This window comes from Paenibacillus sp. A14, assembly GCF_036864815.1.
In the GTDB taxonomy this organism is placed as follows: Bacteria; Bacillota; Bacilli; order Paenibacillales; family Paenibacillaceae; genus Fontibacillus; species Fontibacillus sanfengchensis.
Map to the genome: position 1 here is coordinate 198,783 of NZ_JBAGJD010000002.1, position 14,717 is coordinate 213,499.

Sequence of the window (14,717 nt, forward strand, 5' to 3'; positions counted from 1 at the left end):
CCGAGCCTTTAAGCTAAGTCTATATTATGAAATGCTTTTCAGATCAAGCGTTTCTTAAATTTTGTCATGTTTCCAGGAAGGGGGCGTCCCGCGTTTGGCCAATATCAAACAAATCGCCAAAGCCGCCGGTGTTTCCGTCACCACGGTCTCCCGGGTGCTGAACGCGCATCCCTATGTCAGCGAGAGCAAGCGGAAAGCGGTCGAAGAGGCCATCGAACGGCTTCAATATGCCCGTAACATGAATGCCGTCCATCTCGTCAAAGGCACGACGCAGACGATCGGCATCATCCTTCCCCAAATCCAGACCTCCTACTTCTCCAGGCTCGTGGACGGCATCGCCGCCGAAGCGCTTCAACATAACTATCAGTTGATCCTCTGCCAGACCGGCTATCGCCCGGAGGAGGAGATCAAAGTGCTCGATCTGCTGCGGAATAAGCGGATCGACGGCGTCATTATCTGCTCGCGCTCCCTGTCCCTCGATCAGGTGGAAGGTTATGCCGAATACGGTCCGATCGTCCTCTGTGAAGACGTTCCTCTGCCCAAACTTTCTTCGGTCTACTATGACCACTACGCCAGCTTCCGGAATGCCATCCGCTATCTTTGGGAGCGCGGCCACCGCCGGATCGGTTTTACCCTGAACCGCCGGAATAGTCAAAACAGCCTGCGGCGCCGCAAAGCTTACGCCGATATTCTGAAGGAACTCGGCGGCGAGGCGCGCGACGAGTGGATGCTGGACGGCTGCAGCGAGATCCGCGACGGCCGCCTGGTGGCCGATTGGCTGCTGGGCATGAAGGAGCGGCCTACCGCCCTGCTGCTCAACGGGGATGAGATTGCCGCCGGATTCCTCGTCGCGATCAGGGAGCACGGCTTCCGCATACCGGAGGACCTCGCCATCGTCGGGTTCGATAACCAGCCGATCTCCGAAGTATTCGGCATCACCACGATCGACAACCGCCTCCGGGATATCGGCACACAGGCTTTTAACATCGTGTATAGCCGGATCCAAAATCCGGCCCTGCCTCCGGTAACCGAGGAACTTCAGTTCCGTCTTATCGAGCGCGGCAGCGTCTGACCGAGGCTGTCCCGATTTCCGGGCGAGGATCGGCGGGTCAGCGGCCTTGTTGGGCGGCGTGCCGTCCCAGGGTTTGTTTTAGCAGAAACGGCGTGACTAATGTGGTCAAAATGACCACGATGACGAGGACCGTAAAATACTTTTGCTGCAATAGTCCGCTCTCCAGCCCGATGGTAGCAATAATCAGCGCCACCTCCCCGCGCGATACCATCCCCGAGCCGATCCCGGCCGAAGATGACCACGAAAACCCGGTCAACTTGGCCCCGAGCCCGGAGCCGACCAGCTTGGTCAGCAGGGCCACCATGAAAAGAACAATCAGCAAGCCCCATTGCGATCCCAATCCTTCGAACGAAACGGAAAAGCCCACGCTTACGAAGAAAATCGGCACGAATATCGTATAAGCGATCGGCTCGAGTTTATGCTCCACTTCTTTTTTATAGTCGGTTTGCGAGATGGCCAAACCCGCCGCAAACGCCCCGATAATGCCCGCCACGCCAAGCTCTTCGGCCACAAAAGCCAGAAAAAAGCAAAGGATTAGCCCGCCGCTGATAATCGACTCGGAAACCCGCAGCGGAGCCAGCCACTTCATGACCCATTTTGCCCCCTTCCAGATGAACAATCCGGCAATGAGGAAGAAGATCAATTTCTTGCCGATGACGAGCGTCAAGTTGACTTCCTCTCCCCCGAACAGGCTCATCACGAATGCCAGCAGAACCACTACCAGAATATCGTCGATGATGGCCGCCCCGAGAAGCGTTGTACTTTCCCTGCTGTTCAACAAATTCAAATCTTTCAACGACTGGACGGAGATACTGACTGATGTGGCCGAGAGCAACAGCCCCATAAATATCGCCTGAGAAACCGTCAGCCCAATTACAGCCCCCGTAATATAACCGCCGACAAAAGGTACGATGATTCCGCCAACAGCCACCGCCGTCGCCGACTTATAGGCGCGTTTTAAATCACCCAGATCGGTCTCCAAACCGGCCATAAACATTAGCAAAAGCACACCGATTTCGCTCAATTCCTCAATGATATGCGAATTCTCCACCCATCCGAGCAAAGCCGGGCCAATCACAATTCCGACCAGCAGCTTCCCCACGACCGCGGGCTGGCCCAAGCGCGCGCTCAGGTCCCCCGCCAGTTTCGTCGCCAATAAAATAATAAGAATCGTAAAAAAGAACATTCGCACTCCTCCAGTATTTTTTTTAGTTATCATGCCTAAAAAAGACAAAAAGGAGCCCGGTTTGACCAGGCTCCTCCATAAAACCAAAATATTTAATTATTTAAATTCAATCCACCTACATTATACCATCTTACTTTGGCAGTTGAAACGAACTTTTCAGCGAAACGATCAAATTAAACACCGGATGTCCCTGTTTGGAATACTTCGGATCGACGTTGAAATAGCCGTGACGGAAAAATTGGAACTTGTCATGCGGCTCCGCATCCTTCATTCCCGGTTCCACGAAGCCTTGCTTGATCGTCAGGGAATTCGGGTTGATCCGCTCCAGGAACGGCTTCTCCTCCGCCCCCTCTTCCTCGGGTTCCTCATCCAGAATCAACGGCTCATACAAGCGGAATTCCGCAGGTACGGCGGCGCCGGCGTCCACCCAGTGGATCGTCCCCTTCACTTTACGACCGGTAAACCCGCTTCCGCTTTTCGTCTCCGGATCATAAGTGCAGTGGATCTCCTTAATCTCGCCGTTCTCATCCTTGATCACGTCGTGGCACTTGATAAAGTAGGCGTGCTTCAAACGCACTTCATTTCCGGGGAACAACCGGAAGTATTTACTCGGCGGATCCTCCATGAAATCGTCGCGTTCAATATAAATTTCGCGGGAAAACGGAATTTGCCGATGCCCCATCTCTTCATTTTCGCTGTTGTTTTCCGCGTCCAGCAGCTCCGTTTGCCCTTCGGGATAGTTTGTAATGACCACCTTCAGCGGATCGACAACCGCCATCGTCCGCGGCGCCTTCAGCTTGAGGTCCTCACGGACAAAATGCTCCAGCATTTTGACATCGATCGCACCGTAAGCCTTGGAAATGCCCGCTTCGTAGACGAACGCCTTGATGGCCTCCGGCGTATAGCCCCGGCGGCGAAGCCCCGAGATCGTCGGCATGCGCGGATCGTCCCAGCCGTCGACGACCCCCTCGTCGACCAGCATCTTGAGCTTCCGTTTGCTCGTGACGGTTTGCTCCAGGTTCAACCGGCCGAACTCATATTGATGCGGTACATTCGGCATCTCCGTTTCGGCGATAACCCAGTCATAGAACGGGCGTTGATCCTCGAACTCCGTGGTGCACAGGGAATGGGTCACGCCTTCGACCGCATCCTCCAGCGGATGGGCGTAGGAATACATCGGGTAAATGCACCATTGATCCCCTGTATTGTGATGGGTCGCATGCACAATCCGGTAAATGACCGGATCCCGGAGGTTGATGTTCGGCGACGCCATATCGATTTTGGCCCGCAGCACTTTCTCTCCGTCCTTGAATTCCCCAGCGCGCATCCGGGCGAACAGGTCCAGGTTTTCCTCGACCGACCGATCCCGGTAGGGGCTGTTTTGCCCCGGCTCCGTCAAGGTCCCGCGGGTTTCGCGGATTTGGTCGGCGCTGAGGTCGTCCACATAGGCCTTGCCTTTTTTGATCAGCAGGACGGCCCGGTTATACATCTCCTCAAAATAATTCGAAGCATAGTGAAGCTCTTCCCACTCGAAGCCGAGCCACTTCACATCCTCTTTGATGGAGTTGACGTATTCGATATCTTCCTTAACCGGGTTCGTATCGTCAAACCGCAGATGGGTACGGCCTCCGAATTCGTCGGCCAGCGTGAAATTGATCCAGATCGCTTTGGCATGTCCGATATGTAGATAGCCATTCGGCTCCGGCGGGAACCGGGTTACGACCTTGTCCACTTTTCCGGTTTTTAAATCTTCCGTAATAATATTTTTAATAAAATTGGGAGGAGTCAAGTTATTGTTCTCCATGGTGATCAACCTTTCCATTCATGGAATCTCTGCCTTACGTTTCTCCGATTTTTCTTCTTCTAAATATACCGATATCTCGCCAAATGTTCAATGGCTGCCGACGGGACACCACATCAGGATATCATCGACGTATTGGCCGCCGATAAAAAACTCATCAACCAGCCGCCCCTGTTCCATAAATCCGCACTTCTTGTAAAAAGCCATTCCCCCGGGATTGGATGCCAGTACCCGCAGGCACAGCTTCCGGACACCCCGCTCTGCGGCTATTTCCTTAATATCCTCCATCAACTTGCGCCCAACCCCACGCCCCTGATAATCAGGGTGAACCGCAATGTTCAGCTCATAGACATGCCGGTTGCTCTCCAACGGTGTCGGATAATCGAAACCCACATACCCGCATAGCTGTTCCCCAATTCCGGCAACCAGTTGAGTTCCCGGCGGGCATTTCTGCAAATAGTGTTCCCTGGAGTTCCAGACGATCGGCGAGGGGGTTGTGTTTTCCACCCACACAAGCCTGTCCAGCTCCATCAAAGCTTCGGCATCCCGCATTTGCGAGAAGCGGGTCCATATTAGATCTGACATACAAATATGCTCCTTACTTAGCTTTTTATACACATTTTATTTAAATGCTGTCCGCTATTTCCCCCCGGGCGCTTCGGTTCAACGAGGAGTGGATCAAGAACGCGCCAACGGACAAAACGGAGATCATGACGGCCAACCAGGCCACCGGCACAAAACCGTTCCAGTCGAACAGCACGCCCATAGCGTAAGGACCGACCACTTTTCCGGCAGCTCCCATCCCGCCGACGACGCCCAGATAAAAAGGCGCGGCCTTGCCCGTCCGGTCGGAAATGAACGACGGAATGGCCGGAGAGATCAGCATCTCGCCAAAGGTGGTCAGAATCATCGCCGCGACCATGCTTGGGTACGTGGGGAAGCACAGCATCGTGACATATCCGAGAAAATAAAAGATGGCGCTGGCCGTAAGCTGCGCTTCCGCCGAGCCTGCGAGCGTCCGTTTTATCCATAAAATAAACGGTTGGCCGACAAAGATCAAGATCCCGTTCAGCGTCCACAGGATACTGTAATTCCATTCCGGCATGCCCTGTGACAGCGTAAAGGGCGAAACCCCGTTATTCCAGATGCAATTGCCCAGCCACAGAAAGAAGGAGCCGATCCCCATAAACAGATAAACATTGTATCGGCCAAGCAGCTTCCAGGTATCCTGCCCTTCCGGGGCGATTTTACGCTTCTGGAGTTGAACCTCTCCCTCGTTTTTTTGAACTTTGTTCAAATAAAACCAGAAAAACAGCGCAAACCCGGCCGAAATCAACCCGTTCAAAGTAAAGCTCATATTATAAGAAATCTGCGCCAAAAATCCGCTTAGCGCGGTACCCAGCGCAACGCCGATATTGTTCGCCACATAGATGACATTGAACAATTCCCCCCGCCGCTCCGCAAACCTGAAGCCGATAAAAGCCTGAATCGCAGGCATGGACATCGCGTTGAAGAATCCGACGAGTCCCATCAGTACGATGAATAGAGACCAATTGCCGCTCCCGTACGGCAGCAGCAGCAGAAACAGCGCGTACAGGCCTATCCCGCCGACAATCAGCTTTTTTACGCCCAGTTTATGATACAGGGAGCCGCCGAGGACTTGCCCGACAATCCCTCCCAGAGACATCACCAGGATGACCAGACCGGCGTCCGTTACGGTTCGCCCCAGCACCTTGAATACGAACATCGTGATCAGCGGCCACATTAAAGATCCCCCGGCCGAGCTGATCAGACTCGCCACCAGAAAAATTTTGACCTCCCGCGGATACGATTGCAACCATTTCATAGGCATTTCTCCTCCTTCACCCGCTCCACGCTCAACCAAGACTTTTATCCTTAAAAATACAAAAGGAGCCCTTGCGGGCTCCTCCGTACCGTATAGCTATCACCGTGAATGCAACTATTATTACGCCCAGATTATCATAGTATCGCCGAAAAGAGGAAAGTCGGCAAGTACATCTATTGCCGCTTTACATCAACAACAGTCGAAAAGAAGACGGCTCCCCCGCCCATATCGGCGAGCCGATCCGCAGTTAACGCGTTTGCCCGGCTCCGTTTGCCGTCCTGCTTCCACCAAAGCCCCTGGCTGATGACGACACCCGGCAGCATTTTATCGGTCACGGCCGCCACGACTTCATAACTTCCCCGATCATTCCACACGAGGACCCGGTCCCCGTCCTCAATGCTCCGAGCCGCCGCATCCTCCGGATGGATTTGCAGGGTAGGCTGCTTTTCCAGCGCCGTAAGCTTCTCCACATTGCCAAACGTGGAATTCAGGAAGCTGTGATTCGGCGGCGAGATGAACATCAGCGGATACGCTTCCCGCTCTCCCGGCCGGTTCTCCCCGTCGTACCCTTCGTGCAGCGGAGTGTAAGTCGGCAGCGGAGGGAGGCCCTCCTTGGCCATTTGGGCCGAGTATAGTTCAATCTTGCCCGAAGGTGTCGGCAAGCTGTCCAAATACCGCTCCTTGTGCGCCATGTCCAGCTTGACTATCCGCTGCTCCTTCAATCCTTCCAGCGTAATGGTCCGCAAGTAAGGGTTGGCCGGATAATCCAGCGCCAGGCGGATCATGTCCTCCTCCGTATCGCGGAACGCCTCCTCCTCAAATCCCAATGCGGCCGCCAGAAGCCGAAACACCTCGACATTGCTCTTGCTCTCGCCCTGAGCGGGAATGACCGGCTCCTGGATCTGTACGTAATGATGCCAATAGGAAGCGTAGAGGTCCGTATTTTCAAAGGTGGACGTCGCCGGCAAAACAATATCCGCATACTTGGCCGTATCCGTCAGGAACAGATCATGCACGACGGTAAACAAGTCCTCACGGCTTAAGCCGCGCTCCACCTTGCCGGTATCCGGGGCAACGACCGCCGGGTTCGCGCAGTATACGAACAGCGCATAAAGCGGCGGGTCCAGCGTCAGCAGCGCCTCGCCGATGCGGTTCATGTTTATCGTCCGGGCCTCCGGATTCTTCCGCAAATCCGGGCGTTCCAACGCCTCCGCGTTCATTTTGTTATAAGCTCCGTTAGACTTGTAAGCCCCTCCGCCGGGAACGAGCCACTGCCCGGTCAGCGCCGGCAAACAGCTGATGGTCCGCACCGTCATTCCGCCGTTGTCATGGTGCTGCAGCCCGTTGCCGATATGGATGTAGGCCGGAGAGGTTTCGCCGTACAGCACGGCCAGCTTGACGATGTCATCCGCCGGGATGCCGGTAATCGCCGAGACGCACTCCGGCGTGTAGGCTTTCACATGCTCACGCAGTTCGGCGTGCCCGGTTGTATAGCGCTCCATGAACGATTCGTTGACGAGGCCGCGTTCGAACAGGACATGCATCATGCCGAGCGCGAGCGCGCTGTCCGTCCCCGGATACAGCGGGATAAACCAATCCGCCCGCTGCCCTGTGCGGTTGCGATGGACGTCGATCACAACGAGCTTCGCCCCCTGCTTGCGGGCTTTTTCGATCAAGGCGATCTGGTGCATGTTTGTGCTGACCAGATTGCCGCCCCAAATGATAATAAGCTTCGCCTTTACCGTATCCTCCGGACTGGTGCCCCCAGCGAAGCCCATCGTATACTTCCAGCCGGCACTTCCGGCGGAATTGCAAATCCCCTGCTGCAGCTGGGAAGCCCCCAGCCGGTTGAAAAAGCGCCGATCCATGCCGTCAACGCTGAGGATCCCCATGTTGCCGTAGAAGCTGTACGGCATAATCGACTCGGGTCCATGCTCGCGGATAAGCTCCTTGTACCGTCCGGCGATTTCGGCAATCGCCTCGTCCCAGGAAATCCGCTCGAATTTCCCTTCGCCTTTGGCCCCGACCCGCTTGAGCGGGTAAAGCACCCGCTCCGGATGATACACCCGCTCAGCCATGTTCCGTACCTTGTTGCAGATGGCTCCCTGGGTAATCGGGTGAGCGGGATTCCCCGTCACCTTGACGATTTTTCCGTTCTCTTTATGCAGTAACAAACCGCAGGTATCCGGGCAATCCAATGGACACACCGCGGGAAAAATTCCGTTCTCCTCGCGAATCATGGCTTCATCCCCTATCTCAAACTTGCAGATTCTATAATCTTAGAAAAAAGACGGAACGATGTCTACAGGTTCCCCATAAGACATACTCCTTCAACTCCAAAAGGATGCAAATCTGCAGGTATTTTAGGCAGATTCACGAGGGGATGTGGAAAAAGATGCAAATTTGCAGGGATTTTATGTAATCAAGGTTGCCTGACAGAGGGCACTGGTAACAGGAGGGATTTCGGCACCTAGTCCCTCCCATGCACATCTCGAACAGAGACAGGAGGAGTAAGCCGGTACGGGTCAATAAAGGCCTTTTGCGCCGCTAATTTGTCGAATTCGCTTCATAAAGGTGAAATAGCGGTCTTTCAGGGTCTTATTTTAGGAAAAAGCGGGCAAAAAACGATTTTGGAGTCCGGTGCCGGGAAATAAGACCCTTTTGGACCGCTAATCTTACTGCGGAGCCGAATCAGCCCGAAATAGCGCCTCTAAAAGCCGCTAATCTAAAGACTAAATCAAAAAGACGGCCTCCGCAGGAGACCGTCTCTCAATCGAGCCACAGCGGCAACCGGCTTCTTACGCGTGCTTGCTTAGCGGCGCGGCCACGGCATCGCCGGAGGCCTGCTCTTTCTTTCCTCCATCTTTCAGGTATGCCGCCCAATACGCGCCGGCGACGAACAGGGCGCCTCCCGTCAGGTTGCCGAGCCAAACCGGCACAAAGTTTTTGAGGTACTCCCCCCAGGAGAAATATCCCTCAAATATCGCCGCCGGAATCAGAAACATATTTGCCACAACGTGCTGAAATCCGATAGCGACAAAGGCCATCGTCGGGAACCAGATGCCGAGGATTTTACCGCTCATATTGTCAGCCCCGTAAGAAAGCCAAACGGCCAGCGCCACCAGCCAGTTGCAGCCGATCCCGGACACAAAGGCCTGCACGAATCCGGCATCCAGCTTATGTCCGGCCATATCCACAAGCTTCTCGAGGTACGCGCCTTCCGCGGTCAATCCGACGATATGACCGAAGAAATAGGCGACAAACAGAGCGCCGACAAAGTTGCTCAACGTAATGAGCACCAGGTTTTTGCACATCTCCCCGGCTGTGATCTTGCGCGCCATCCGCGACAGCGGCACAGCCATCATATTTCCGGTCAACAGTTCGCCTCCGGCAAGCAGCACGAGGATCAGGCCGATCGGGAACACCGCCGCGCCGATAAAGGTGGCGAAACTGCCCCACTCCTTCGGCGCGCTGGCGATCACGCGGATATCCAGCAAAAATCCAAGCGCGATAAAGGCCCCGCCCAAAAAGCCCAGAATCAGCACCGTCAACAGCGGATTGTGGGCTTTCTTTACGCCCATTTCCACCGTCACTTTCGCAATTTGATCCGGTTTGTTGTAAGCCATTCTCTCCATTCTCCTTTAGAAGCAGTTCATAAACTGCGGTCTTTACGTCCATTGTATCTTGGCCCCTGGTGCGGATAAGTAACATAAGTCACGTTACCGTTTTCAAAAGTGAAACATTTCACAATTTTAACCACAAAAAATGCTTGGAGCTGCTACACGCCCCCTTATCCCTCAATCGGCTACCCAAATGGGTATTGGGCGAGCTTATGCCGAAAATGAAAAACAGCCACCCGGGGTTGAAACCGAGGCGGCTGTGATATACAAATCGGCTAAATTTTAAACGGTAACGGCCTTGCGGGCCGGCACTTCCGGCAGCGCACCCAGTCCGGCACTGTTGAGGAAATTCCACGGTTTGTTGTAGTGCGGCTGGAAGAAGAAGTCGACGAACGCCAGTTCCTCCATTTTCATGCCGTTTTGGATACAAACCGAAATCGTGTTGATCGACTGGGTCAGATCCACCTTCGACATGATTTGAGCTCCGAGAATCCGGCGCGTTCCTTTTTCGTAAACGACCTTCAGCATAACCGGTTCATGGGTCGGCATAAATTCCGGACGGTAGTTATCGGTAATCATGACCGCTTCCGCGTCGATGCCCGCCTCTTTGGCCGAGGCTTCCGTCATCCCGGTACCCGCGATATTGTCCTCATAGATTTTAATCCCCGATGTGCCTTGCGTTCCCATATATTTAACGGTCGGCGTAACCAGGTTGCGGGCAACCAGGGTACCCATCCGAACGGCGTTAGTGGCCAGCGGAATGTAAGCATGCTCCCGGGTCGGGTTGTAAAAGACCGCACAGCTGTCGCCCGCTGCGTAAACGTCAGGCTTGCTCGTCCGCATGTACTCGTCCACGATGATTGCTCCGTTGCCCAGCATGTCGACTTGACCTTTCAACAATTCGGTGTTCGGGCGGAAGCCGATGCACAGAATCACAAGATCGGCGGTATATTCGCCGCGGTCCGTGACCACTTTGGTTACTTTTCCTTCCTCGCCGACAAACTTGGTCACTTTTTGGTTCAAAGCCAGAGTGATTCCATGCTCACTGAGCGATCCTTCGATTTTGTCCGTATACTCGGCGTCGAGGTACTTGCTGAGGATGCGCTCTTCCGCATCGATCAACGTTACCTTTTTCCCGTTCAATTGGAAGGCTTCGACCAGTTCAACACCGATGTAACCGGCACCCACCACAACGATATGATTGGCTTGTTCCGACTTTTCTATGATGGTGTTCGAGTGATTGAAGTTCTTCGAGAGCAGGATATTTTCGAGCTCAATGCCTTCGAATTTCGGAACGACCGGCCACGATCCCGTCGTCACAATCAGCTTGTCGAACGTATCGTCAAATTCGGTTCCATTCTCCAGGTTGCGGGCCCGAAGCGTTTTGGTCTCCGTATCGACCGCGATGACTTCATGCCGCATGTTTGTTTTGACGCCAAGCTCAGCGAGCTGGGCCGGCGACGAGTAGAAAAGGCCCTGGGGATCCTTAACCATCCCCCCTACATAAAGGGCAATCCCGCACGAAAGGAACGAAATATTATCATTGCGTTCATAAACGGTAATCTCGGCTTCCGGGTAAAGCTTCGCGGTATTTACAATGGCTGCGGTTCCTGCGTGGGTACATCCGATAACGGCGACTTTCATGGTTTCTTCCTCCTCAATTTCCTAACGTTCGATAAATCGTAACGTCCAGGATTATCTCATGTGAAATATGTCACTTATAAAATAAAGACTTTGTGAATTTGTTCACCTCATGATTCTATTATAGTGTGACATTTTTCACATTGCAAGCAGAAAAGTGCGCGTTCTTAAAATATTCACAATTTTAAATAATTTCAACCGCGGCTCAATCCGATCGCTGTCGGTCCACACTATGTCCCTACTAGTCCAAAATAATTACCGCTGTCCCTATTGTTCCTGCCCCCACGCAAAATTACCCGCCGAACGCGAAAAAACCGGCCGGTGTTTTCCGGTCGGTTTTCCATCTTTTTTATGAGTGCACGGTTTTATTTGCTGCCGGAGGGGGCCCCGGCCGTCCGCATCAACCAGAGGAAGTACGGCGCGCCCAGCAGAGCCACGACTAGGCCGGATGGAATTTCCTTGGGGGCGAGCAGCACCCGCCCCACGAGATCCGCAAGCACCAGGAACACGGCCCCCAGCAGGGCCGAAAGCAAGACTAGCTTGCGGTTCGCGTTCGGCACTAGCAAGCGGGCCGCATGCGGCGCAAGCAGGCCGACGAAGCCGACGGTGCCGACCGTCGCGACGGCCGAGGCCGCCAGCGCCGCGCCCAGCAGGCCGCCGAGCAGGCGCGTCCGTCCGGCGGAGACGCCGAGGTTGATCGCGGAGGCGTCCCCGAGCGCGAGCAGGTCCAGCCGGCGGGCGAGCGCCCACGCGAGCGGCAGCAGCACCAGCGGCCAGGCGAACAGCCAGGCGAGCTCCTCCCAGCCTCGGGCATAGGTGCTGCCCGAGAGCCAGGTGAGCGCCGAGGCCACCCGCAGCTGCGCCTTGACCACCAGCGCTTGAATGCCGGCCGAGGCGAAAGCGGAGACGGCCATGCCGATCAGCGCGACTTTGGCCGGCTGCAGGCCGCCCTTGCGGCTGATCGCGAAGATCACCAGCGCCGCGCCCACCGCGCCGGTGAAGGCGGCCGCCGGCACCAGCGAGCCCGGCAGCTGGGGCAGCAGAATCAGGAAGACGAGCGCGCCCAGGCCGGCGCCGGACGTCACGCCGATCACCGAAGGATCGGCGAGCGGATTGCGCACGACGCCCTGCAGCAGCGTCCCGCTCGCGGCCAGCGAGGCCCCGGCGAGGGCCGCGATCAGCAGGCGGGGCAGCCGCGTTTCGATCACCATGTAACGGGTGATCTTGCTGGCCTCGCCCGTAAACGCGGCCCACAGCTCCGGCAGCGGCACGGTCTTGCCGCCGAAGACGAGGCCGGCGCCCAGCGCGAGCAACAGCAGCAGCCCCGCCCCCGCCAGCAGGGCGGGATACGGCAGGGAGCGGCGGAAGCCCGCTCCCATGCCGGAGGACGCGCCCTGCACGTCGCCGCGCGTCGGCTTCATGCGGTACACGAGCCAAACCAGCCACGGCGCGCCGAGCGCCGCCGTGGCCGAGCCGGCCGGCAGCAGGCCGAAGGCCGGCTCCAACAGCAGCACGGCCAGGTCGGCCGCCACCAGCACGATCGCGCCCCAGATCGCGGCGCCGGGAATCAGCAGCCGGTGGCGATGCAGCCCCATCAGCCGCAGCAAATGCGGCGCAATCAGGCCGACGAAGCCGATCGGCCCCACCGTGCTGACGGTGACTGCGGCCAGCAGGACGGCCGTCAGCACGCTGGCGGTTCGGGTCAGACCGATGCGCTGCCCCAGCGATTTGCCGACCTCCTCGTCCATCAGGAGGACGTCGAGGTTGCGGCTGAACAGTGCGGCGAGCAGCAGTCCGCCCACAATCCACGGCCAGATCGCCGTCACGTTCTGCCAGTCGTTCTGAATCAATGAGCCGGAGCCCCACAGGAACAAGCCTGCCGTCTCATTTTCAAACAGCAGTTGCAGCGTTCCCGTCAACGATGAAAGCACGAGCGTCAGGGACATGCCGCCCAGGGCCAACCGTACCGGCCCGCTTCGCCGCTGCCCGGCCAGCAGAAACACGATCCCCCCGGCAAGCAGCCCGCCGGCCATCGCGGTCAGCAGCGGGAACCCGCCCATCACCGAAGGGAAAAAGATCGTCGCCACCACGACCGCCAGGTAAGCTCCGGCGTTGATCCCCAGCGTCCCGGCGGAAGCAAGCGGATTGCGGGTCAGCGTCTGCAGCAGGACGCCCGCCACGGAGAGCGCGGCTCCCGCCAGTGCCCCTATCACAGCCCGGGGAAGGCGGACCCCCCGGACGATTTGATGAAGCGGATCCTCCGGTGCCGGATGAAACAGCGCATCCCGGATCAGGGCCAGGGAGATGCCCGCGGTGCCCTGCGTAATTTGTAGGCACAGCAGCAGCGCCAGGATCAGCGGACCCGCCGCAAACACAAGAAAAAGCGAACCCCGGGAGGTCCGCTTCTGAGGGGCTGCCGCTTTTTTCGAGGTTAGCCCGGTCACCGTACTCATGGCGCGATCACGGAGACGGCTTTATCAACAAGCGTCTTCGCGGACAGCGGACCGCCGAACACCCATGAGTCTCCCCCCAGCGCATAGGTACGGTTCTCTTTGACAAAATTCAGATTCTTCCAGACCGAGTTCCCTTTCAAATGCGTTTCGAACACGTTGTCATCCTGCTGCACGATATACAGAAACTCCGAGTCCTGCACCGCCGGAAAGGCTTCGACCGATTTCTCGGCATAACCGTAAACTTCAAACGCCGGGTCCTTAAACGCGTTTTGAAGACCGATTTTATTCAGGATTTTGATCGCCATCGAGTTATCCGTAAAAATCCGGAAAACCGGCGAATTCTGATTACTGAAGGCCTGAACCAAGGTAACCGCGGCATTCTCCTTGCCCGCCGCCTTGATTTTCTCCGCGGCCTCTTGATACGTCTTGTCCAAATCCGCCAACACCTGCTTGGCTTCCTCCTGCTTGCCGACCACCTCGGCGATCGTATTGAACGTATCGATCATTTCCTGATACTGATCCACGCCGTTCTCGTCTTGATAAGGGCTGAAAGCCAACGTTGGCGCAATTCCCTCCAACTTGTCGTAAATGTCCTTCGACCGGAAATCCGTGGTGAGAATCAAATCCGGCTCCAGGGCCATAATCGCTTCCAGGTTTGGCTCCTGACGGGTTCCCACATCCTGAACGCTGTCATCCAGCCCGGGGGTCGTATTGACCCAAGTTTGATAGCCTTTGACGTCCGCCACCCCAACAGGCTGAATGCCCAAGGCCAGCAAATCCTCGGCATAAGTATATTCCAGAGCAACAATCCGCTTCGGAGTCCCTTCGATCTTGGCCGTTCCCAAGGCGTGCTTGATCTCGCGGCCTATTCCGATATCCGTCTTGGCATTTGCGCCTTTTTGCTCGGCGGAATTCCCCGCGGCAATCCCTGCGGACGCCCCATTCCCGGCCGAATTCGCAGCCCCCGTGTTCTGTTTCGCGTTACCGCAACCCGCCATAACCAAAACTAGCGCAAACACGGCTATCAACCCTATAATTCCGTTTCGTTTCCTCAATTGTAACGACATATTCATGACATCCCTTTCGTTTCTATGATGT

The 14,717-nt window shown here is 56.0% G+C and carries 10 protein-coding genes; 1 reads left to right on the forward strand and 9 read right to left on the reverse strand.

What is annotated here, in order from left to right:
- Nucleotides 1–94: 94 nt before the first annotated feature.
- On the forward strand, nucleotides 95–1,072 hold the full coding sequence (locus tag V4U88_RS05345) for a LacI family DNA-binding transcriptional regulator (RefSeq protein WP_334072235.1): 978 nt from the start codon (nucleotides 95–97) through the stop codon (nucleotides 1,070–1,072).
- Nucleotides 1,073–1,109: 37 nt separating this feature from the next.
- On the opposite strand, the gene V4U88_RS05350 is transcribed toward V4U88_RS05345, so the two are convergent.
- The 9 genes from V4U88_RS05350 to V4U88_RS05390 all read right to left on the reverse strand — a co-directional run bounded on the left by V4U88_RS05350 (nucleotide 1,110) and on the right by V4U88_RS05390 (nucleotide 14,686).
- Nucleotides 1,110–2,258: a cation:proton antiporter gene (locus V4U88_RS05350; protein ID WP_334072236.1), complete on the reverse strand. Its 1,149-nt coding sequence runs from the start codon at nucleotides 2,256–2,258 to the stop codon at nucleotides 1,110–1,112.
- A gap of 130 nt (nucleotides 2,259–2,388) precedes the next feature.
- Entirely contained in the window at nucleotides 2,389–4,080 is a 1,692-nt protein-coding gene (locus V4U88_RS05355) for a glutamine--tRNA ligase/YqeY domain fusion protein (protein WP_334072237.1), read from the reverse strand.
- A 69-nt stretch (nucleotides 4,081–4,149) separates the two neighbouring features.
- On the reverse strand, nucleotides 4,150–4,644 hold the full coding sequence (locus tag V4U88_RS05360) for a GNAT family N-acetyltransferase (RefSeq protein WP_334072238.1): 495 nt from the start codon (nucleotides 4,642–4,644) through the stop codon (nucleotides 4,150–4,152).
- Between the two features lie 40 nt (nucleotides 4,645–4,684).
- Complete coding sequence (locus V4U88_RS05365; RefSeq protein WP_334072239.1) at nucleotides 4,685–5,905, reverse strand: MFS transporter; 1,221 nt, start codon at nucleotides 5,903–5,905, stop codon at nucleotides 4,685–4,687.
- A 173-nt stretch (nucleotides 5,906–6,078) separates the two neighbouring features.
- Nucleotides 6,079–8,145, reverse strand: coding sequence for a molybdopterin-containing oxidoreductase family protein (locus V4U88_RS05370; protein ID WP_334072240.1), 2,067 nt, complete (start codon nucleotides 8,143–8,145; stop codon nucleotides 6,079–6,081).
- Nucleotides 8,146–8,703: 558 nt separating this feature from the next.
- Nucleotides 8,704–9,531 carry a formate/nitrite transporter family protein gene (locus V4U88_RS05375; RefSeq protein WP_334072241.1) on the reverse strand — a complete coding sequence of 276 codons (828 nt, stop codon included), beginning with the start codon at nucleotides 9,529–9,531 and terminating at the stop codon, nucleotides 8,704–8,706.
- 276 nt (nucleotides 9,532–9,807) lie between these two features.
- A complete protein-coding gene (locus tag V4U88_RS05380; RefSeq protein WP_334072242.1) occupies nucleotides 9,808–11,169 on the reverse strand; it encodes an FAD-dependent oxidoreductase in 1,362 nt (453 codons plus the stop codon).
- 362 nt (nucleotides 11,170–11,531) lie between these two features.
- Nucleotides 11,532–13,619 carry an iron ABC transporter permease gene (locus V4U88_RS05385; protein WP_334072243.1) on the reverse strand — a complete coding sequence of 696 codons (2,088 nt, stop codon included), beginning with the start codon at nucleotides 13,617–13,619 and terminating at the stop codon, nucleotides 11,532–11,534.
- On the reverse strand, nucleotides 13,616–14,686 hold the full coding sequence (locus V4U88_RS05390) for an ABC transporter substrate-binding protein (RefSeq protein WP_334072244.1): 1,071 nt from the start codon (nucleotides 14,684–14,686) through the stop codon (nucleotides 13,616–13,618). The genes V4U88_RS05385 and V4U88_RS05390 overlap by 4 nt, the downstream gene beginning before the upstream one ends.
- Nucleotides 14,687–14,717 lie beyond the last annotated feature (31 nt).